Source organism: Petrotoga sp. 8T1HF07.NaAc.6.1 (genome assembly GCF_016772115.1).
GTDB lineage: Bacteria > Thermotogota > Thermotogae > Petrotogales > Petrotogaceae > Petrotoga > Petrotoga mobilis.
This window is the reverse complement of record NZ_AUPG01000009.1, coordinates 54,488-73,762: the sequence shown is the minus strand read 5'-3', so window position 1 is coordinate 73,762 and position 19,275 is coordinate 54,488. Positions and strand designations below refer to the sequence as shown.

Genomic DNA, 19,275 nt, shown 5'->3' with positions numbered 1-19,275 from the left:
TCATACACTCCTTCTGTGTTGTTTATTTTTTCCTTGCTTATGAACAAAAAAAGAAAACTTTTCGGGGACAGGATCATAGCCCCCTTTGTGTAATGGATTGCATCTGATAAAACGTCTAAATCCCAAGTACAAACCTTTAAATACCCCGAACTTTTCCACCGCTTCATAGGTGTAAGATGAGCAGGTCGGTAGGTAGATACATTTGGGAGGAGTTGCAGGCGATATATGTTTTCTATAAAAATCAATAGACTTGAGAACAAACTTTTTCATGCTTCTAACTTCCTCACCAATTTTAAAATTTGATTTTTAATTTGAGAATAATCTATTCCTTTAAAATTTTTCGATAACTCTTTTCTTGGAATGAATACGAAATCATATCCTAAAGGAAAAAAAGTTTTGTTTGTTCTATATATTTCTCTGATGTATCTTTTAATTAAATTTCTAACAACTGCGTTGCCAAATTTTCTGTTCACAATTACGGCGATCCTGTTATAATCCATAGTATTCCGAACATATATTATAACAAAATTATTATCGATTAAACGCCCGCCCTTTTCAAAAACATTTTTGAAATTCCTTTTTAATCGTAAGCGTTCTTTTTTCTTGAAAGTTTGCCCTTCCATTATACTGTTAAACGTTCTCTGCCTTTTGCTCTTCTTCTTCTTAAAACATTTCTTCCAGTTGATGTTCTTTTTCTAGCTAAAAAGCCATGAGTTCTTTTTCTCTTTATCCTAGATGGTTGATATGTTCTTTTCATCTCTACACCTCCAAATCCTTTTAAATTAAATTGTTTTATTGAAAATAAGGTTGCTCCTTATTTAGTTCATCTTTAAAGGCAAACTCAACCAATAGAAGCTGAATAATTGGTTTTAAAACTATCGAATATATTATAATGATTTAATGTTTTAATGTCAAGAAATAGAAGTAACAATTTTTTGGGATATTTTTCTTAACAAAATACTAAATAAAGCTAATACTAAATTAATTAAACAGTGATAAAATTAAAAGTAGTTTTGTAGGGATTTTATAAGTTCGTGGGGTGAACAAAAATGAATATAGATTATGAATGTATTAATTGTCTTCTAAACCACTCTTCTGAGTTAATGTCTAAAGTTAATACTAACTCTTCAGATTCTTCTCAGAACATTTTTGATAATTACAAAGAGGTAATTCTAAAAACATTCGGGGATACGACTTCAACCCACACACCTTATTATTTAGTAAAAACATTTTATGATTCTTTTTATGATGCTTTTGGTGAAAATGATTACTTTCATACAGAAAAAGCTGACCTAAACCAACTATTTTTAGAAGTTTACGATGATCTATTAGATTTTTGTTTGTCTAGCAAAGATCCTCTTTATACTGCTTTCAAATTATCACTGATGGGGGAGCTTTTTTGCCACAATTCGGGAAATTCCTTTGGTGAGTTAGAGATAGAAATCCAAAATTTTTTTAACACAAAGGGAGAAGCAATAAACGATTTAGAAAAATTTAAAAAAGAGCTAGAAAATGCCCGGCTCCTGCTTTTTATTCATAATTATGCTGGTGAAATAGTTTTTGATAAATTGTTTATAAAAGTATTAAAAGAATTATACCCCAACTTGATCGTTCACTCTGCTTTGAAATCTCGTCCGGTTTACAAATGTGCGACTAAAAAAGATGCCGATCAAATTTTTTTAAAAGAAGTTTCTATTCCTGTTGAAAGCGGGTCCAAATATTTAGGAACCGATTTAAGCTTCGTTAGTCCATCTTTCAAAAATATCTACAATGAGGCAGATATTGTAATAGCTAAAGGACAATCTAACTTTGAAAGTTTGGTTGACGAAAATCCAAAAAAATCAATCTATTATTCTTTTATTGTTAAGTGTTCAAAAATTGCGAAGGATCTTGATGTGAACAAAGAAGATTTAATATTTAAGCGAAGCTGGGTTATGAGTGGTAGTTGATGTGTGATTGAAACCAACTCAAAAGGAGGGGAACAAGATGAAAAGATTCTTAGGTATTTTAGTTTTTATCGTTTTGGTTTTATCGGTTTTTGCAGAGCCTAATCACTTAGTGATTTTCCACATGAACGATACTCACGGACATGTGTGGGGAACAGAAGATGGTGGAGGATTTGCCAGAGCAGCTACTCTGATAAATCAAGCAAGAGAAGAAGTAGCTAAGGAAGGTGGAGAAGTTCTTTTTCTACATGCCGGCGATGTAAACACAGGGATTCCAGAATCCGACCAATTGGATGCAGTTCCTGACTTCTTGGCGTTGCATTACATGGGTTTGGATGCTATGACTTTGGGCAATCATGAATTTGACAAACCTTTTGAAGTGCTTGAGAAACAGTATGAAGTAGCACAGTTTCCTTTTTTAGGGGCAAATTTTGTCAACGAGAAACGTGGTGGACCAGTTTTTGAACCATACGTTATAAAAGACTATGGTGATTTCTCAGTTGGAATTATAGGTCTTGTTACTGAACAAACAAAAGTTTTAGAGCCAATTTATTTGGGTGAGAATACGATTGTAGATGCAGAAGAGACTTTGAAGAAATATCTCCCAATTGTTCAAGAAAAAGCCGATGTAGTTATCGTCCTCGGACACTTAGGCTATCATGCAGATGGAGGAAGGCCTAACTTGTCTGTTGAGTTCACTACCTCAGATGAGCTGGCTGAAAATGTATCTGGAGTAGATATTATAATAGACGGACATTCTCACACATTGTTAGAAACACCTGTGGTAATCAATAATGTTATAGTAGCTCAAACTGGAGAAAACGCAGAGAATATAGGAAGGATAGATTTATGGATCGATGATGGTAGGATAGTAGATTGGAGAGGAGAAGTAATTCCACTAACATCTGATATCCCTGAAGATCCTTTCATAAAAATGTTTACAGATGCTTTTTATCAACTTGGATCGGAGGCTTTGAATGAGGTTGTTGGAGTGACAAAAGTATATCTCGATGGGGAACGAGCCCACGTTAGAAGTGACGAAACGAATCTAAGCAACCTTATAGCGGATGGTATGATTTGGAAAACAGGTGCAGATGTTGCTTTAATGAACGGTGGCGGGATAAGAGCTCTATTGAAGCAGGAGAGATAACCTACAGAGACATTTTGACTGTTTTGCCTTTTGGAAACACATTGTACGTTTTAGAGTTGACTGGGAAAGACATAATGGATGTTTTAAATTATGCTGCTACAATTCCTGATGGTCAGGGAGCTAAGTTACATGTTGCGGGGTTAACTGCAGAAATAAAAGGTGGAAAAGCTACAAACGTAAAAATAAACGGTAAACCCATTGATTTGAACAAAACTTATAAAGTTGTTACCAACAACTATGTAGCTGCAGGTGGAGACGGATACACAATGCTTGCAGGTAAACCTGGTTACGATACATACTTTAGAGATGCGGATTCTTTACGTGAATATATTGCTCATTTGGGAACTATAGAAGATTATACTTCCCAAGAGAGATTGATAGAATTAGATCAAGTTAAGTAAACAATCTAAAAGGGGTGTAAGTAAAATCTACACCCCTTTTAGATTCATGTTAAGTAACACTTTTACTTCTTGTTTGGTATTTCTTTTTTTTTAACTTCTTTTTTGACGAAAAACTTAAAGCAAAGGGGTGATTTTATGTTAAAAAGAGGCATTTTATCGTTTGTTTTGTTTTTGAGTGTGTTCTCGTTGTTTTTTGCTGAGACGATAGAAGTCCAAATTTTAGCAACTTCAGATTTGCACGGACGCTTTTTACCTTATGATTATGCCTTAAACCAACCTAATTATAGTGGAAGTATTGCACAAGTCTATTCGATCATAAATGAGTTGAGAAGTGAAAATCCTGACGGAACTATATTGATTGACAATGGAGATACAATCCAAGAAAACCTTTCAAACATTTTTTTAGAAGATGCCATACATCCCATGATTTTTGCTATGAATGAAATGGGTTATGATGCATGGATTTTAGGTAATCATGAGTTTAACTATGGGGTCCCAACACTTAAAAAGATTATGAGACAATTCATGCCAGTGGATGATAATCCTAACAGTGTTTTGTGTGGCAATGTTTATAATCCCGATGGAACAAGGTTAGCTGCCCCTTATAAAATAGTTACCACAGGGAATGGAGTAAAAGTTGGAATAATAGGTATGGTTACTCCTAACATAGTAAAATGGGACGCTGCAAATTTGCAGGATTACATTGTTGTTGATCCTGTGGATGAGGTAAGAGTAGCAGTTGCACAACTAAAAGGACAAGTTGACGTGATTGTGGGAGCTTTTCATATGGGAATCGAAGAAGAATATGGGACCTATGGTTCTGGAATCATAGATATTCTAGAAAAGACACCTGATTTAGATGTTGTTATTGCGGGTCATTTCCATGAAAAAATTGCTGAAACTTACTATTATAATGGAAAGTTGTATAAAGCTGTTAATGGTAAGATTATCGATGATCAAAAAAATGACATTACGCAAGAAGTGAAGCTCAAAGGAACTTTAATTGTGGAACCCGGAAAATGGGGGCAGACGTTATCACAAGTGGTATTGGAACTACAGAAGGAAGGGGATAAGTACGTAATAGTTGATAAAAGTTCCGCCAATTACGATGTAAAAACTGCTACTGGAACAGTACCACCAGACAGTGAATTGGAGAAAAAGCTTCAACCTTTTCACTATAAGGCTTTAGACTATGCTAACGAGGTAATAGGAGAATTAAAAGGTGGATCTTTAGTTCCTCCAGATGAAATAAAAGGTATCCCACAAGTATACATACAGCCCACCGCTATGATAGATTTGATAAATTCCGTTCAAATGTATTATGGAGAACAACTAATAGGTGAAAAGATAGATGTATCAGCTTCTGCAGCTTTTAGATCGGATGCAAATATAAAAGAAGGCCCTATAAAAAGATCGGATATTTCTTTAATTTATAGATACGACAATACTTTGTATGTACTAGAAATAACGGGGAAGCAGTTGAAGAAATATATGGAATGGTCGGCTTCTTATTACAATCAATACCAACCTGGAGATTTAACTATTTCTTTCAACCAAAAAATTCCGGGTTATAATTATGATATGTTTAAAGGGGTTTATTACGAGATCGATGTTTCAAAACCCGTTGGTCAGAGGATAGTAAATTTAAGAAAAATAGATGGTACACCTATTCAAGATAATGATGTATTGACGTTGGCAGTCAACAATTATAGAGCAAATACCCAACTTTTGACATATGGTCCAATATTTGAAAAAGGAGAACAACTGCCAAAGCTTCTTGGTAGAACAGAAGATCATCCTGACTTTTCAGCTATAAGCGGAGGAGATCTAAGAAAACTCATAGAAAAGTATATAATAGAAGTAAAAAATGGTATGCTTACCCCAGAATATGAAGAAAATTGGAAAATAGTGGGTACCGATTGGGGTGAGGAATTGCATAATAAGCTTAAGGAATTATCCCACGAAGGAACCGTGGAAGTAAGCCCGTACGAACCTGTTAGAGTAGAGGATATTGAAGTATTTTTATAACTCCTAACTTCATAATATAATTACCTAGTAGTCTCATGAAATAAGTTGTGCTTTCTTTATGAGTCGTCCAGATAAATGGAAAGAATGTTTCAGAAGAGTAATCTAATTACGTAATCATACAAAAAGGGGTGTAAGTAAAATCTACACCCCTTTTAGATTCTTCCAAAGTATTTATCTAAGGTTTTAAAGGTGATTTGGATCATTATCGGTCTACCATGTGGACAGGTTAGTAATTTTTTCTCAAAAATGTTGTTTAAAAGTGTTTCCATACCGGTAGGATTATCTTTAGTTTTTACAGCCGCTCTACATGCCATAGTAGCTAAGTTCTTATCAAGTATGCTTGTTTGCTGATCAAAATTTGATATTCTTAGATCATCGGCTATCTCGAATATCAATTTTTCGGTATCATCAATTTTCACAAGTGAAGGGAGCCCTTTCACAATAATTTCTTTTTCATCTTCTTCTAGTTTTATACCCAATTTTTCTAAGTGATCTTTGTTTTCTAAAATTATTCCTTTTCTTACTTCATCTAGAGTTATTTTAACAGGGGTAAGTAGAAGGTCGGAAGTAAGTCCACCTTTTTCGTATAGATTTTCCTTTAAAATTTCGTATATATAACGTTCATGTGCGGCATGAAAATCTACTAAAAGTAATTTGTCTTCATCTTCAACTACGAGATATCTTTCAGCAACTATGCCCAAAATTCTTAACTTTTCTAAAGAATTAATTTTTTCAACAGGAGTAAACGGCTGACTCTTTTGATATTCAAACCCTTTAAAATCAAAGGTTTTTGAAGGTTCATAAAGTTTATAATTATTATCAAAATGATTATGTTCTTCTTGAAGATCTTCTATTTCAGAGTTATTAAAAAATTTGTCTGTAATTTCAAAATAATCTTTATTTGTATTGTTTTGTGAAAAATCAACTTTTTGAGAATTTTCGTTCTTGTTGTATAAATTTTGAACAGAAAACGAAGAAGTTTTTTTATTTGAATCAATTGTATCGTTACTACCTATAAATTCCACCGTAAAGTGAATGTTTTTCTTCAGGGTCTCTCTTACAACTTTTTTAAGTAAAGAAGCTATCATCTGTTCGTCAGTGAATTTTACTTCCAATTTTTGAGGATGAACGTTTACATCAACCATATCCGGTGGTATTTCTATGAATATTATTCCATAAGGATGAACTGATTTTTCAAGCATTTCACCGTAACCTGTTTCTAAAACGGAGTAGAGTGAGGCAGCCTTGATGTATCTGTTGTTTACAAAAAAATGTTGGGCAGTTCTGTTATTTCTTCCAACTTTGGGTTGTGAAATAACTCCAGATATTTTGCATAATGAGTCGTTGTGTTCAATTTCTATGAGATCATCTCTTTTTAACTCGGGATATATTTTTAAACATTTTGTAATTAGATCCATATCCGAAGAAAATTTGTAGATTTCTTTGTTTTCTCTTATGTATGTTAAGTTAATGTTGTTGGTGAAAGCAAACTTTTCTATAATCTCTGTAACGTATCTTCCTTCAGCAGAATCACTTTTAAGAAATTTTCTACGTGCAGGAATGTTAAAAAAAAGATCCATAATTTCTATTTTCGTTCCATTTGATGAATTAACCCTCTTTTTTTCTATTATTTTTCCACCTAATATTTCTAACATTGTTCCAACTTCTTTTTCAGGTGGTTTGGAGGTCATTTTCATTCTAGAAACCCTTGAAATTGAAGATAGGGCCTCACCTCTAAAACCAAATGTTTTTAGTTGATAAAGATCCTCAATAGAGAAAATTTTGCTTGTGGTATGAGGAAGTATAGATAATTCTAATTCTTCTTCTTCCATCCCAATTCCGTTATCATCGACTTTTATTAACGATTTGCCGCCATCAAGTATTTCAACAGTTATACTATCTGCTTGGGCATCTAAAGAATTTTCTACCAATTCTTTTACTACTGAGCTTGGGCCGGATACAACTTCTCCAGCTGCTATTTTCATTACCACTTCAGGATTAAGTACTTTTATTCTCATAAAAAACACCTCTTCAAAGTATAACAGTTCATATATTATTATATCATCTTTAAAAACTCAACCTCAAAAAATAGCGAATTTTTGTTATAATAAATACGTATAGGAATTTTATAAGGGGGAAATGCAATTGAATATAGGAATGTTTTCCGATACTTATTTACCGCAAAAAAATGGAGTTGCCACAGCTATAAAACTCTATAAGGATGAAATGGAAAAAAGGGGACACAATGTATATCTATTTGTTCCAAAATATAAATTTGACTACAAAAGGAACGATGATAAAATTTTTGAATTTCCGGCTGTTAAATTCCTCTTTGAGAAAGAGCAGAGGATTGCACTACCATTTTCTCCAGAAATTTTTAAAATTAAAGAGTTAAACTTGGATATAATACATTCTCATGATCCTTTTTCTATGGGAATTCTTGCAAGGGTTGTTTCACGCATGTTGAAGTTAAAATACGTAGCAACACACCATACCATGTATGATTATTATTTGCACTATCTACCATTGATAGTTAGACCCCAACCTGAATTTGTTCAAAGACTTATAAAAAATTGGTGTTTAAAAACAGATAAAATAATCGCTCCTACTGAGAATATAAAAGAGACGCTTGTTGAATATGGTGTACCTTCCGAACATATAGTAACTATCCCAACTGGGATAGACCTAGCTTCTTTTGATAAACCTATTAACTGGGATTTGAAAAAAGAATATCCACAAATAAAAGAAGATGACAGAATTCTTTTATTTGTAGGTAGGTTGGGAAAGGAAAAGAACATAAGTTTTCTTTTGAAGGTGTTTAAGAAAGTGCTTTTGGATGAACCAAAGGTAAAATTCGTTATTGTTGGTGGAGGGCCTGAAAAAGAAGAGTTGGAAAAGTTAGCTATGGACTTAAATATCACTGAAAATGTTATTTTTACAGGTCCACAACCAAGAGAAAAGGTTATAGATGCCTACAAACAAGCTTATTTATTTATTTTTGCTTCTTACACGGAAACACAGGGATTAGTTATTCTTGAATCTATGGCTGCTGGTACGCCGGTAGTGGCTTTGGGTAAATTAGGTGTTTATGATATACTTTCTCAAGAAGGTGCAGGTGGAATTATGATCAAAGATTTAAATGAAGATGATTTTTCTCATGAGATACTTAAACTATTAAGAGATTTATCGTCATACGAAGGAATAAAAAAGAAAGCTGAAATTTTTGTGAAAGATAATTATTCCATCGAAAAGTGTGTAGATATGATTTTGGAACTATATAAAAGGGAGATAGTAAGTGTATGAAAGAATTTGAGGAAATAATAAATCTCCAACTTGCGGATCTGCGTGAAATACCTATCGAGAACTTTTCCTATATTGGAGATGCTGTTATAGGTTTGATTTACAAGGTGAAATTGCTAAAGGATGGAAGGATAAAGACAAGAGACCTTTATGAAAAAACAAAAGATTTTTTAAGTGCAAAAGCTCATTCGAAGTTTGTTGATATTGTGTTAGATCATTTAACTCCAATAGAAATGCAGTATTACAAGCGTGCGGAAAATTCCAACGGTGCCAAGAAAAGAGGCAACGATAATGATTATAGGAAATCTACAGGATTTGAAGCGGTCATTGGATATCTTTTTTTGACTAAAAGTTACTCAAGAATCGAGGAATTATTGGGAGTGATCGATAATTGTATATATACGGAAAAAACATATTAAAAGAGATTATTGAAGCTCGTTACCCTGTAAAGCATATTTTTTTCAGTAGTTCTAAAACAGAAAGAGGATCTTTAAAAGAAATCGTCGAAGATGTTGCAAATTTAGGATATTCCTACAGTTTTTCCCCCAATGAAGTTTTGGAAAAGATGGCTTTAACAAACAAACATCAGGGAATCGTAATTGATATGGGGAACGATTTTAAATATGAAAATTTGGATATTATAGAAGGAAAGGAAAAACTGTTTTTAGTAATCTTGGATCAGATTCAAGATCCGCATAATTTTGGAGCTATTGTAAGGACTTCGGTGGCCGCGGGGGTTGACGCCATTATAATACCAAAAGATAATGCTGTTGAAGTCACCCCTGTTGTTATAAAAGTATCTTCTGGTCAAATATTTAAGATACCGATAATTAAAGTAACCAATCTTTCAAATACAATAGAGACATTAAAGAAGGAAAATGTTTGGGTTTATGGAGCAGATGTTGAGGGTAAACCTTATTATGAAATCGATTGGCAAGGAAAAATATGCTTGGTTTTTGGAAATGAAGGAAACGGCATTCGAAAAAACGTTAAAAACCATTGTGATGAATTAGTAAGCATTCCGATGTTTAACAACGTTGAGTCTTTAAATGTATCGGTTAGTGCAGGAATTATACTTTTTGAAGCGAAGAAACAAAGAATTTTTAATATGTAATTATAATTCAAAATTTTATGGAGGTGTATGTTGTGAGTAATACAACAAGAAAAGTTTTTACTGTGATGGTATTTAGCATACTGTTTGCTGTTATTTCATTTTCTCAAACGGATTCAACTCTCAAAATTGGTTATGTGAATTTTGAAAAGACAGTAGAAAGTTATTACAAATGGAAGGATTTGGAATCAATGTATCAAATTGATCTACAATATTATCAAGGAAAAATCAATGAAATGGAACAACAGTTCAAGGATTTACAGAGTTCGGGGGCAACTGAGGAAGTCCTGCAACAAAATCTTCAACAATTACAAACTCGTGTAAATCAATATCAACAGGAATTGCAAAATGAGTATCAACAGAAAATGGCAAATATCACTTCGGAAGTAACAGTGAAGATAGCTCAGTATGCAAAAGAAAATGGGTACGATTTAATTTTAAATGAAATTGGTGTAGTTTATTACAATCCAGAATTAGATTTAACGGAAAAAATTATTCAATATTTGAATGAGAATTAAAAATAAATAATATGGAAAGGGTTATTATTGATTGTAGAAACATTAGCAAAACATATGGAAAAAAGATGGTATTGAATAATGTTCAATTTCAATCAAAAGCCGGTTTAATTACAGGATTACTTGGGCCAAATGGTGCAGGGAAAACAACTCTTTTTAAGATAATTTTAGGGTTAGTTGTTCCCAATTCTGGGGATGTTTTCCTCGATGGTAGAAATATAACCCATCTTCCTATACACAAAAGAGCGTTGAATGGATTGGCTTATCTACCTCAAGAACCGTCTGTTTTTAGGAACTTATCTGTAAGAGATAATCTTGAAATGATCGCCGATCTTCTTAAAATTGAAGATGCGAATCAAAAAATTAAGAGTATAATGGAAGATTTTGGATTAGATACTTTAATTCACCAAAAGTCTTATTCTTTATCCGGTGGAGAAAAAAGAAAATTAGAGTTTGCTAGAACGTTGATAACGAATCCAAAAGTAATCCTTTTGGACGAGCCTTTTGTTGGTATAGATCCCATAACAGTTAAGGATATACAACAAATAATTAGAAAACTTGCAAAAAGTGGGATTTCAATAATTGTTACGGATCACAGTGTCGATGAAATTGCTCAGGTAGTTGATGAACTTTATGTTTTACACAAAGGTGAAGTTATAGCTAGTGGTGTTCCAAAAGATGTTTTGAATAACGCAAAGGTCAAAGAAAGTTATTTGGGTTGGTGATCGGTTTGAATGTAGGGGTTATCGGGTATTCTGGAAATATCTTTAAAGATCCAATTAAATCGTTAGCTTCACTTTGTTATGATGTCGGTAGAATTATAGCAGAGAATAATTGGATTCTAGTGAACGGCGGACGTGATGGAATAATGCAACTAGTTTCAAAGGCCGTAAAAAATAATGGTGGGCATGTTATTGGTTTTTTACCGTGGGAACAAGAAGGGAACGGTTATTTGGACTTTCCTATAAAAACAGGGCTTGATCTTAATATGCGTTCTTTTGTTTTGTTAAAAAATGTCGATGTGGTCGTAAGTATAGGAGGGGAAATCGGCACGGCTATAGAAATTTTGGGGGCTTATTCGTACAAAAAACCGATATTGTTAATGAAAAATTCAGGCGGATGGACAGATAGGATAACTGAAGTTTTGATAGAAGGTAAGTTTCTTGATAATAGAAAATTAGTAGAGGTAAAACAAGTATCTTCTATTGATGAACTTGAAAGAATTTTGAAAGGTATTGAAGAGGTGAACAACTAATGATAAGAGTAAGATTTGCTCCAAGTCCCACGGGTCATCTACACGTTGGGGGTTTAAGAACAGCCTTGTTTAATTGGTACTTTGCCAAGAAAAATAATGGGAAGTTTATTCTAAGAATTGAAGATACCGATATGGAACGTTCCAAAAAAGAGTACGAGGATGCCATTTTAGAAGAAATGAAATGGGTAGGCTTAGATTACGATGAAGGTGTAGATAAACCTGGTGAATATGGGCCATACAGACAAAGTGAAAGACTAGACATATACAAACATTATATAGATCAACTTTTAAATGAAGAAAAGGCTTATTTTTCAGTTACTAAAAACGATGAAATAATTTTTGAAGGTAATAATCTTCTAGACAAATATAAAAAAAACAATGATTATTCTGTGGTTGTAAAGTTTAAGGTTAATAATGATCAAAAAATATCTTTTTTGGACGATGTTAGAGGAACCATACAATTTGATACATCCAATATAAATGATTTTGTTATTCTAAGATCAAACGGAATTCCTGTTTACAATTTCACAGTTGTGATAGATGATTATCTGATGAAAATAAGTCATGTTATAAGGGGAGAAGACCACATCTCTAATACACCCAAACAAATTTTAATATATAATGCTTTATCTTTTGAACTTCCAAAATTTGCCCATTTGCCTTTGATTTTGGGTGAAGACAAGTCTCCTTTGTCTAAAAGGCACGGAGAGGTTTCTATAACTTATTTTAGAGAAGAAGGGTATCTTCCTAAAGCTATATTGAATTACTTGAGTTTGTTAGGTTGGAATGCCAACGAACAGATATTTGATTATACGGAAAAATATCAGGAATTTGATCTGAAAAAAGTTTCAAGAAATCCTTCCATTTTTGATTACACCAAACTTCTATGGACAAATGAAGTACATTTGAGAAACGATCCAATTGAAGAAGTACACAAAAGTTTTACTGAATGGGCTAAATATACAACCGTCAAGATAGACAATGAAGATTCTTTTGTGAAAAAAATTATAGAAGCTTCCAGAGCTAAAGTTCAAACATTAAAACAACTTTATGAATTTTCCAAAAATTTCTTTGTTGAAGAATTCGAATACGAAGAGGAATTTATCGAAAAATACATGAAAAAACCTTGGTTTAAGCAAGTCATCGAGGCAACGATAAGAAAACTCTCAGAAATTGATGAGTACAACCTTGCAAATGTAGAAAATACTTTAAAAGAAATAGCGGATCTAAATATAACTAGTAGAAAAAATGTTTTTCAGACAATAAGAGGCTCTCTTTTAGGAAGATTAGTAACTCCTGGTTTGTACGAATCTATAATTATTTTAGGAAAAAATGAGAGCATTAAAAGGTTAAAAAGAGCTTTGGAATTCTCAAATACTTTGGATATTAATCCAAGAAGGTGAATTCTCTGTGTATCCTTACTTAAAAGGAAAAAATATTTTACTCGGTGTAACAAGTGGAATCGCCATCTATAAAGCGGTAGATCTAATTTCTAAGATGAGACAGATTGAATGTAATCCAAAAGTTATCATGACAAAAAATGCCCAAAGGTGGATATCCGACCAGATTTTTTCTGCAGTAGGTAACTGTGAGGTTTACTATGAAACTTTCGATGTTAAAAGCGGTTGGATACCCCATACAGAGCTTTCTAGATGGGCAGAACTGTTTATCGTCGCCCCTGCGACCGCAAATATAATAGCCAAAATATCACATGGAATTGCCGATGATCTACTTTCTTGTACCGCTTTAGCTTATTCGAAAGCTCCTAAACTAATTGTCCCTGCAATGAACGTTAGGATGTATGAAAATCCCGTTAATAAAAAGAATTTAGAAATATTGAAACAAAATGGTTGGTCTATAATAGAACCAGAAGAAGGTCACTTAGCAGACGGAGAATTTGGTAAAGGAAGGTATCCGGATAATAGTGAAATATTAGAATACAGTGAATACCTACTTTCCAAAAAGGATTTCATGAATAAGAAAGTTTTAGTAACAGCCGGTCCCACGGTCGAAAATATTGATCCTGTAAGGTTTTTGTCAAACAGGTCCAGCGGAAGAATGGGTTACGAATTGGCAAGAGAATTTGCAAACAGAGGAGCTGAGGTTACGTTAATATCGGGGCCCACAAACTTGAGACCACCATCTATTGTAAAAAAAATCATAAGAATAGAAAGTGCGGAAGAATTAAGAGAAAAGGTATTAGAGGATTTTGAAGATAATGATATAATAGTTATGACAGCTGCAGTAAGTGATTTAAGAATAAAAAATTATTCTGAACAAAAGTTAAAAAAAGATACAATAGTTAATCTAGAGATTGAGAAAAACCCTGATATAATAAAAGAATTAGGAAGGAAAAAAAGAGTTGGTCAAATACTTGTTGGATTTGCTGCAGAAACAGAGAACTTAAAAGAGAATGCCATAAAGAAATTAAAAGAAAAAAAGATGGACATGATAATTTTGAACGACGTTTCAAGAAAAGATATAGGGTTTGAAAAAGAGGAAAACGAGGTGACCATTTTTACTAGTAAGGAGGAGCTTCGACTTGAGAAAAATCACAAAAGGATTATCGCTAATAATATTTGTGACTTTATTTTCAGTACTTTTTTCTGAAGATTATTTTCATTTGTATCCTGCTGAATATGATCAAACTCAAAATACTGTGAAAATTAATTTAGAAAGTTATATAAATATCACGCAAAAACCAAATGTATACATATATGATGGGGGAGATAGAAAGAAATTAACTTTGTATGAAAAAGAAGACCGTGAATTCTTCTTTTATGTTAATTTAAATGCTTTTAAAGGCAATTATTATTCATTCTTAGTAACTTCTACAGATAAAGAAGGGCGTTATGTGTCACAGTTTTTTGCAAATTTTTTGGAAAAAGCCTTATTTGCTCCAAATATAGAAGTTGAAATAACTACCTCTGTTGTGGAAAATGGGTATCAATATTATTTGGATTATTATCCAGAAGAAAATTTGGAATTAGTGAAAGTACAGGTAGAAAATACCGTTTTTGAAGATCCGAATGAGTTCTTAAGGTTGCTGGGTAACTTTGAAGAGGGGTTTCATGATTCTGTTTTTACTTTTAGAAATAGATATGGAATACATTTTGAGCGAAAAGTTACCTTTTTGAAAGTGGCGAATGTTGTTGCCACTGAGAACGTTTTAAAACCAAAGCAAAGATATGAAGTATATGGTTACCATATCGTACAAAAAGGTGAGAGTTTGTACAAAATCGCTGAAAAATACAAAGTTCTTCCTGGAGATTTAGTTAATATGAACGATCTAAAAGATCCTTCTTTGATATATCCAGGGCAAGCTTTAAAAATAGGAAAAGTAAAATACGAAGAAAGTCCTTTACGCTTAGAAATAAACCTTTCACAAAATAAGATGTACTTATATTTTCATGATCAGTTGTTAAAAACTTATATAGTTGCGGTTGGTATGAGTGATTACACACCACCGGGTTACTATCGAATTTCATACAAAGAGAAAGATCCTGCGTTGTATTGGTACGATGAATATATACCTCCTGGATCTTTAATGAATGGAATGGGAACAAGATGGTTACAACTTTCAAATCCTCAATATGGGATTCATGGCACAACAAAGCCATGGGAAATAGGTAAAAGGATATCTCATGGATGTATAAGGATGTTCAACTTTGATGTGGAAGTTATAGACTTTTTGGCATCTTTAGGGACCGAGGTTTATGTGTACAATGGAGAAAATAAAAAAGAATCCTGAATAGGATTCTTATGGCTGGGGTGGCTGGTGGGATTTGAACCCACGACATCCTGAGTCACAGTCAGGCGTTCTTCCACTGAACTACAGCCACCAAAAATTTGGTGCGCCTGGGGGGAATCGAACCCTCAACCCTTGGATTAGAAATCCAATGCTCTATCCGTTGAGCTACAGGCGCTGGAGCGGCCGACGGGAGTCGAACCCGCAACCCTTGGCTTGGAAGGCCAATACTCTACCAATTGAGCTACGGCCGCATTAATACATTAATGGTCGGAGCGACTGGGCTTGAACCAGCGACCTCCGGTGCCCAAGACCGGCGCGCTCCCAACTGCGCTACGCTCCGCTGCCTTACTTTTCAAAATATATAATATCACAAGGAATCTATTTTGTCAATATTTAATTTCTTTTTAATTCTTCTAAAAATCAAATCTCTACTATTCAATTTTTTTATGATAAAATTATATCAAGGGGAATGGGACGTTCTTAAACGTTGCAGCAATTAGGATGGGAGGTGTTTTATGAAAGTAAAGAAATTGGATAAAAAATTGTTAGATACATTTAGGGCAGATGAACCTACAATACAGGAATTGAGAAATATTGCAAAAAATTTAGGAGTTAAACTAAAACGAAATATGAATAAAAAAGAGATTTTAAAAGTGGTTAGAAAAGAGATTAAAAGGTTAGAGCAATCTTCAGATAACAAAGTTGAAGAGATTTCAGATTATACAAAATTACCAAAGAATCCACAAAAACTTCCAAAATCAAATGAATCAAAAGAGCTTCCTCAAAAGTACGAAAGGGAAAAACTAAAAATAATGCCGGTCAATCCCAACTGGGTATATGTTTACTGGAACATTTCTGAAAAAAGCAGAAAAAAACTAAAAAAATTATCAAAAAACTCTAATATTACAATCAGGGTCATAAAAAAATCAAAAGAGGATCAAGAAGTAGAAAAAAAAGTTATTGAAACAGATTTAAAATTAGACCAAAACAGCAATACTTATTTTCATCTCCCACAAGATAATTCCGCCTATGTTGCTTTCCTTGGGGTAAAAAATGAAAATGGCGAATTTACTCCTTTAATAGAATCAAATGAAATTAAAACACCTTCTTCATCCATTAAAAGTTCAGATAAAGAAGAATGGTTTTTGATAGAAGATGGAAAAATTATCAAAGAAGATAAAAAAAAAAGAACCTGGACTTTGGAAGGTAGAAAAACATCAGGGCAGTAGTGAAACAATGTTTACAAACAAAAGAAAATTCAACGATACCAATTTTGGAAGTGATTGAAGTTATGAAGAGTAGAAAAGGGAAAATTTTGTTCTTATTACATGCTCATCTGCCTTATATTCATCATCCGGACTTTGAAAATTTTATGGAAGAAAGATGGTTTTTTGAGGCATTAACTGAGACATATATTCCTTTAATAAAAGTTTTTAAATCTTTAGAAAAAGATAAAATTCCATTTAAGCTTACAATAAGCCTTTCTCCAACGTTGATGGAGATGTTTAATTTAAAGGATTTAAGAGAAAAATATCACAAGTATTTATTAAATTTGATAGAATTAACCGAAAAAGAAATAATTAGGACAAAAGATGAAGACCCTAGGATACACCAACTCGCCCAACATTATAGGCGAGAATTGATAGAAGATTTAGATATTTTTTGTGAAGAATATAATCAAAATATATTAAAAGCTTTCAAGGAATTTAAAGATAAAGGTTACATTGAAGTGATAACATCTAATGGCACTCATGGGTATCTACCTTTTTATCGGGATTATCCAGAGGCTATTAGAGCTCAAATAAAATCAGCCGTGTTAACCTTCAAAAAAAACTTTGGTGAGCATCCTATGGGTATATGGTTGGCGGAATGTGCTTATTTTAAAAGTCTTGACAAATATTTATCAGACGAAGGTATACGATACTTTTTTGTGGGTACACATGGTTTTACTTATGCAGACAGTCAGCCAAGGTATGGTGTGTATAGACCCATAATCACCCCGAATAAAGTTTTTGTGTTTGCCAGAGATCCTGAATCAAGCGAGCAGATATGGAGTTCTGAAGTTGGTTATCCAGGCGATTCAAGATATCGTGAATTTTACAGAGATATTGGTTATGACAGAGAAGATGACTACATTAAGCCATACATAGATCCAAGCGGAACAAGGTGTAATACGGGAATAAAGTATTATCGTATTACCGATAAATCATTATCCTTGGATAAAAAAGAAATATATGATGTTAGAGAAGCCAGTAACATCGTAAAAGAGCATGCCAGAGATTTTTTAGATAAAAAAACTTTGCAAATCAAGAAATTATTAGCATGTTTAGACGAAGAAGAACCAATAATTGTGGCTCCTTTTGATGCTGAACTTTTTGGTCATTGGTGGTATGAAGGTCCGAAATTTTTGGAAGAGCTTTTTAGGCAATCATCTGAAAACGAATATTTAGATTTTTCTGTACCTACTGAGATTTTACAAACAGTTAAAAAAGTTCAAATCACTTATCCCGCAGAATCCTCTTGGGGTGCCGGTGGATACCATGATGTATGGCTCAATGAGAAAAATGATTGGGTTTATAAGCATATTCACGAAATAACTGAAAGAATGATAGAAAAAGCCAATACTTTTAAGAACCCTTCAAATTTACAAAAAAGGGCTTTAAATCAGATGATGAGAGAGGTTCTCCTTGCACAAGCTAGTGATTGGCCTTTTATAATGACCACAGGAACCACTATAGAATATGCAAAGAATCGAGTTAAATGTCATATTAACAGATTTTTGGATCTTGACAAAATGTTAGAAAAGCAACAAGTTAATGAAGAAAGGCTCTCATTTTATGAATGGATAGATGATATCTTTAGAAATATTGATTACACAATATTTTCGAGTGATTATAGAACAAACTAATTTATTGAAAATTATTACATGAAGGGAGGATAAAAACGTTGCCAGAAAAATATTTTGAGATAAGATGGCATGCAAGAGCAGGGCAAGGAGCAAAAAGTGCTTCTCAATTTTTAACGGAAGCTGCAGAAGAAGCTGGAAAGTATTCCAGTTCATTTCCAGAATATGGAGCGGAAAGATCCGGTGCTCCGATGAAAGCTTTTAACAGGGTTGCGGATGTCCCTATAAGACTTAAAAGTAACATAGAGACCCCCGATGTGGTGGTTGTCATAGATGACACACTTTTAAAAAATTCGGAAGTAACATCTGGATTAGCTGAGGATAAATTGTTGTTGGTCAACACATCTAGAAGCATTGAAGAAGTAAGAAAATTATCAGGGTATAAAGGAAGAATTGGTGTAATACCTGCTACGGAGATAGCATTGGAAGAAATAAAAAGAGGTATACCTAATACAGTTATGATAGGAGCTTTGATAAGAGCCACTGATGTAGTACCTTTAGATGCCGTTAAAGAAAAAATCAAGGCTGCTTTCTCCAAAAAGTTCTCCGATGAAGTAGTGAGAGCTAATATTAGAGCACTTGAGAGAGGTTACCAGGAGGTGAAACTCAGTGAGTGAGTTGAAAGGATGGAAAGAAATCCCCATTGGTGGCGTAATTGATAAACCTGCCACCGCAAGGGAATACAAAACCGGTGAATGGAGGATTCAAAGACCAATAATAGATAGAGAAAAGTGTACTAACTGTATGCAATGTTGGCTTTATTGTCCAGATATGGCTATAAGTGGTGGGCTTGACGGTAAAAAATGAAATTGGGAGAAGTGAATCTAGATTATTGTAAGGCTGCGGTGTTTGTGCAGCTGTCTGCCCAGTTAACGCCATAGAAATGAAACCTGAATCAGAATTTATTTAGAGA

At 33.5% G+C, this 19,275-nt stretch carries 18 protein-coding genes, 4 tRNA genes and 2 pseudogenes; 16 read left to right on the top strand and 8 right to left on the bottom strand.

All coding sequences use genetic code 11. The features are described 5' to 3' along the window. Genes yidD through rpmH form a run of 3 tightly spaced genes read right to left on the bottom strand, consistent with a single transcriptional unit; the run spans position 1 to position 757 of the window. Entirely contained in the window at positions 1 to 270 is a 270-nt protein-coding gene (yidD, locus tag NAAC61_RS07400; RefSeq protein WP_121959727.1) for a membrane protein insertion efficiency factor YidD, read from the bottom strand. Beyond that, positions 267 to 623, bottom strand: a complete 357-nt coding sequence (gene rnpA, locus NAAC61_RS07395; RefSeq protein WP_121959726.1) for a ribonuclease P protein component — start codon at positions 621 to 623, stop codon at positions 267 to 269. Before rnpA ends, yidD begins: the two co-directional genes overlap by 4 nt. After that, positions 623 to 757, bottom strand: a complete 135-nt coding sequence (rpmH, locus tag NAAC61_RS07390; RefSeq protein WP_012208441.1) for a 50S ribosomal protein L34 — start codon at positions 755 to 757, stop codon at positions 623 to 625. Before rpmH ends, rnpA begins: the two co-directional genes overlap by 1 nt. A 292-nt stretch (positions 758 to 1,049) precedes the next feature. On the opposite strand from rpmH, the gene NAAC61_RS07385 reads away from it, so the two are divergent. From NAAC61_RS07385 to NAAC61_RS07375, 3 genes and pseudogenes are all read left to right on the top strand, one after another. Next, positions 1,050 to 1,949 carry a damage-control phosphatase ARMT1 family protein gene (locus tag NAAC61_RS07385; RefSeq protein ID WP_121959725.1) on the top strand — a complete coding sequence of 300 codons (900 nt, stop codon included), beginning with the start codon at positions 1,050 to 1,052 and terminating at the stop codon, positions 1,947 to 1,949. Positions 1,950 to 1,986: 37 nt separating this feature from the next. After that, positions 1,987 to 3,497, top strand: a pseudogene (locus NAAC61_RS07380) (5'-nucleotidase C-terminal domain-containing protein). Positions 3,498 to 3,632: 135 nt separating this feature from the next. Further along, the gene (locus NAAC61_RS07375; RefSeq protein WP_121514697.1) at positions 3,633 to 5,525 is read left to right on the top strand and encodes a 5'-nucleotidase C-terminal domain-containing protein; all 1,893 of its coding nucleotides are present in this window, start codon (positions 3,633 to 3,635) and stop codon (positions 5,523 to 5,525) included. 152 nt (positions 5,526 to 5,677) lie between these two features. On the opposite strand, the gene mutL is transcribed toward NAAC61_RS07375, so the two are convergent. After that, positions 5,678 to 7,543 carry a DNA mismatch repair endonuclease MutL gene (gene mutL / locus NAAC61_RS07370; protein ID WP_121959724.1) on the bottom strand — a complete coding sequence of 622 codons (1,866 nt, stop codon included), beginning with the start codon at positions 7,541 to 7,543 and terminating at the stop codon, positions 5,678 to 5,680. 127 nt (positions 7,544 to 7,670) lie between these two features. Between mutL and NAAC61_RS07365 the strand changes: the two genes are divergently transcribed. From NAAC61_RS07365 to NAAC61_RS07325, 9 genes are read left to right on the top strand one after another with little or no spacing between them, the layout of a single operon-like run. After that, the gene (locus NAAC61_RS07365) at positions 7,671 to 8,828 is read left to right on the top strand and encodes a glycosyltransferase family 4 protein (RefSeq protein WP_103065079.1); all 1,158 of its coding nucleotides are present in this window, start codon (positions 7,671 to 7,673) and stop codon (positions 8,826 to 8,828) included. Further along, a complete protein-coding gene (locus NAAC61_RS07360; RefSeq protein WP_103065080.1) occupies positions 8,825 to 9,244 on the top strand; it encodes a Mini-ribonuclease 3 in 420 nt (139 codons plus the stop codon). The genes NAAC61_RS07365 and NAAC61_RS07360 overlap by 4 nt, the downstream gene beginning before the upstream one ends. After that, positions 9,217 to 9,939: a 23S rRNA (guanosine(2251)-2'-O)-methyltransferase RlmB gene (gene rlmB / locus NAAC61_RS07355; RefSeq protein WP_103065081.1), complete on the top strand. Its 723-nt coding sequence runs from the start codon at positions 9,217 to 9,219 to the stop codon at positions 9,937 to 9,939. Before NAAC61_RS07360 ends, rlmB begins: the two co-directional genes overlap by 28 nt. A 32-nt stretch (positions 9,940 to 9,971) precedes the next feature. Further along, complete coding sequence (locus tag NAAC61_RS07350; RefSeq protein WP_012208433.1) at positions 9,972 to 10,454, top strand: OmpH family outer membrane protein; 483 nt, start codon at positions 9,972 to 9,974, stop codon at positions 10,452 to 10,454. Between the two features lie 11 nt (positions 10,455 to 10,465). After that, on the top strand, positions 10,466 to 11,176 hold the full coding sequence (gene lptB, locus NAAC61_RS07345; protein ID WP_103065083.1) for an LPS export ABC transporter ATP-binding protein: 711 nt from the start codon (positions 10,466 to 10,468) through the stop codon (positions 11,174 to 11,176). Between the two features lie 5 nt (positions 11,177 to 11,181). After that, positions 11,182 to 11,706, top strand: a complete 525-nt coding sequence (locus NAAC61_RS07340; protein WP_012208431.1) for a TIGR00725 family protein — start codon at positions 11,182 to 11,184, stop codon at positions 11,704 to 11,706. Further along, positions 11,706 to 13,109, top strand: coding sequence for a glutamate--tRNA ligase (gltX, locus tag NAAC61_RS07335; RefSeq protein ID WP_012208430.1), 1,404 nt, complete (start codon positions 11,706 to 11,708; stop codon positions 13,107 to 13,109). Before NAAC61_RS07340 ends, gltX begins: the two co-directional genes overlap by 1 nt. Before the next feature lie 7 nt (positions 13,110 to 13,116). Then, positions 13,117 to 14,316, top strand: coding sequence for a bifunctional phosphopantothenoylcysteine decarboxylase/phosphopantothenate--cysteine ligase CoaBC (coaBC, locus tag NAAC61_RS07330; RefSeq protein ID WP_012208429.1), 1,200 nt, complete (start codon positions 13,117 to 13,119; stop codon positions 14,314 to 14,316). Beyond that, complete coding sequence (locus tag NAAC61_RS07325) at positions 14,249 to 15,457, top strand: L,D-transpeptidase family protein (protein WP_049755234.1); 1,209 nt, start codon at positions 14,249 to 14,251, stop codon at positions 15,455 to 15,457. Before coaBC ends, NAAC61_RS07325 begins: the two co-directional genes overlap by 68 nt. Before the next feature lie 16 nt (positions 15,458 to 15,473). Here the strand turns inward: NAAC61_RS07325 and NAAC61_RS07320 are convergent. The 4 genes from NAAC61_RS07320 to NAAC61_RS07305 all read right to left on the bottom strand — a co-directional run bounded on the left by NAAC61_RS07320 (position 15,474) and on the right by NAAC61_RS07305 (position 15,797). After that, a tRNA-His gene (locus tag NAAC61_RS07320) sits at positions 15,474 to 15,548 on the bottom strand. Positions 15,549 to 15,556: 8 nt separating this feature from the next. Beyond that, a tRNA-Arg gene (locus NAAC61_RS07315) sits at positions 15,557 to 15,632 on the bottom strand. Continuing rightward, positions 15,633 to 15,708 (bottom strand) — tRNA-Gly (locus NAAC61_RS07310). Positions 15,709 to 15,721: 13 nt separating this feature from the next. Continuing rightward, positions 15,722 to 15,797: transfer RNA gene (locus NAAC61_RS07305), tRNA-Pro, on the bottom strand. Between the two features lie 175 nt (positions 15,798 to 15,972). On the opposite strand from NAAC61_RS07305, the gene NAAC61_RS07300 reads away from it, so the two are divergent. The 4 genes and pseudogenes from NAAC61_RS07300 to NAAC61_RS07285 all read left to right on the top strand — a co-directional run bounded on the left by NAAC61_RS07300 (position 15,973) and on the right by NAAC61_RS07285 (position 19,272). Beyond that, a complete protein-coding gene (locus tag NAAC61_RS07300) occupies positions 15,973 to 16,686 on the top strand; it encodes a DUF4912 domain-containing protein (RefSeq protein ID WP_202695602.1) in 714 nt (237 codons plus the stop codon). A 62-nt stretch (positions 16,687 to 16,748) separates the two neighbouring features. Beyond that, positions 16,749 to 18,365, top strand: a complete 1,617-nt coding sequence (locus NAAC61_RS07295) for a glycoside hydrolase family 57 protein (protein ID WP_121959772.1) — start codon at positions 16,749 to 16,751, stop codon at positions 18,363 to 18,365. Positions 18,366 to 18,403: 38 nt separating this feature from the next. Next, entirely contained in the window at positions 18,404 to 18,979 is a 576-nt protein-coding gene (locus tag NAAC61_RS07290; protein WP_012208425.1) for a 2-oxoacid:acceptor oxidoreductase family protein, read from the top strand. Continuing rightward, a pseudogene (locus NAAC61_RS07285) lies at positions 18,972 to 19,272 on the top strand (4Fe-4S binding protein). Before NAAC61_RS07290 ends, NAAC61_RS07285 begins: the two are co-directional and overlap by 8 nt. Positions 19,273 to 19,275 lie beyond the last annotated feature (3 nt).

What these genes read in the sequence shown, in the direction of transcription:
- lptB (WP_103065083.1), top strand. Translation starts at nt 10,466, where the DNA reads ATGGAAAGGGTTATTATTGATTGTAGAAACATTAGCAAAACATATGGA.
- gltX (WP_012208430.1), top strand. Translation starts at nt 11,706, where the DNA reads ATGATAAGAGTAAGATTTGCTCCAAGTCCCACGGGTCATCTACACGTT.
- yidD (WP_121959727.1), bottom strand. Translation starts at nt 270, where the DNA reads ATGAAAAAGTTTGTTCTCAAGTCTATTGATTTTTATAGAAAACATATA.
- NAAC61_RS07360 (WP_103065080.1), top strand. Translation starts at nt 8,825, where the DNA reads ATGAAAGAATTTGAGGAAATAATAAATCTCCAACTTGCGGATCTGCGT.
- NAAC61_RS07375 (WP_121514697.1), top strand. Translation starts at nt 3,633, where the DNA reads ATGTTAAAAAGAGGCATTTTATCGTTTGTTTTGTTTTTGAGTGTGTTC.
- NAAC61_RS07295 (WP_121959772.1), top strand. Translation starts at nt 16,749, where the DNA reads ATGAAGAGTAGAAAAGGGAAAATTTTGTTCTTATTACATGCTCATCTG.
- rpmH (WP_012208441.1), bottom strand. Translation starts at nt 757, where the DNA reads ATGAAAAGAACATATCAACCATCTAGGATAAAGAGAAAAAGAACTCAT.
- mutL (WP_121959724.1), bottom strand. Translation starts at nt 7,543, where the DNA reads ATGAGAATAAAAGTACTTAATCCTGAAGTGGTAATGAAAATAGCAGCT.
- NAAC61_RS07385 (WP_121959725.1), top strand. Translation starts at nt 1,050, where the DNA reads ATGAATATAGATTATGAATGTATTAATTGTCTTCTAAACCACTCTTCT.
- NAAC61_RS07300 (WP_202695602.1), top strand. Translation starts at nt 15,973, where the DNA reads ATGAAAGTAAAGAAATTGGATAAAAAATTGTTAGATACATTTAGGGCA.
- rnpA (WP_121959726.1), bottom strand. Translation starts at nt 623, where the DNA reads ATGGAAGGGCAAACTTTCAAGAAAAAAGAACGCTTACGATTAAAAAGG.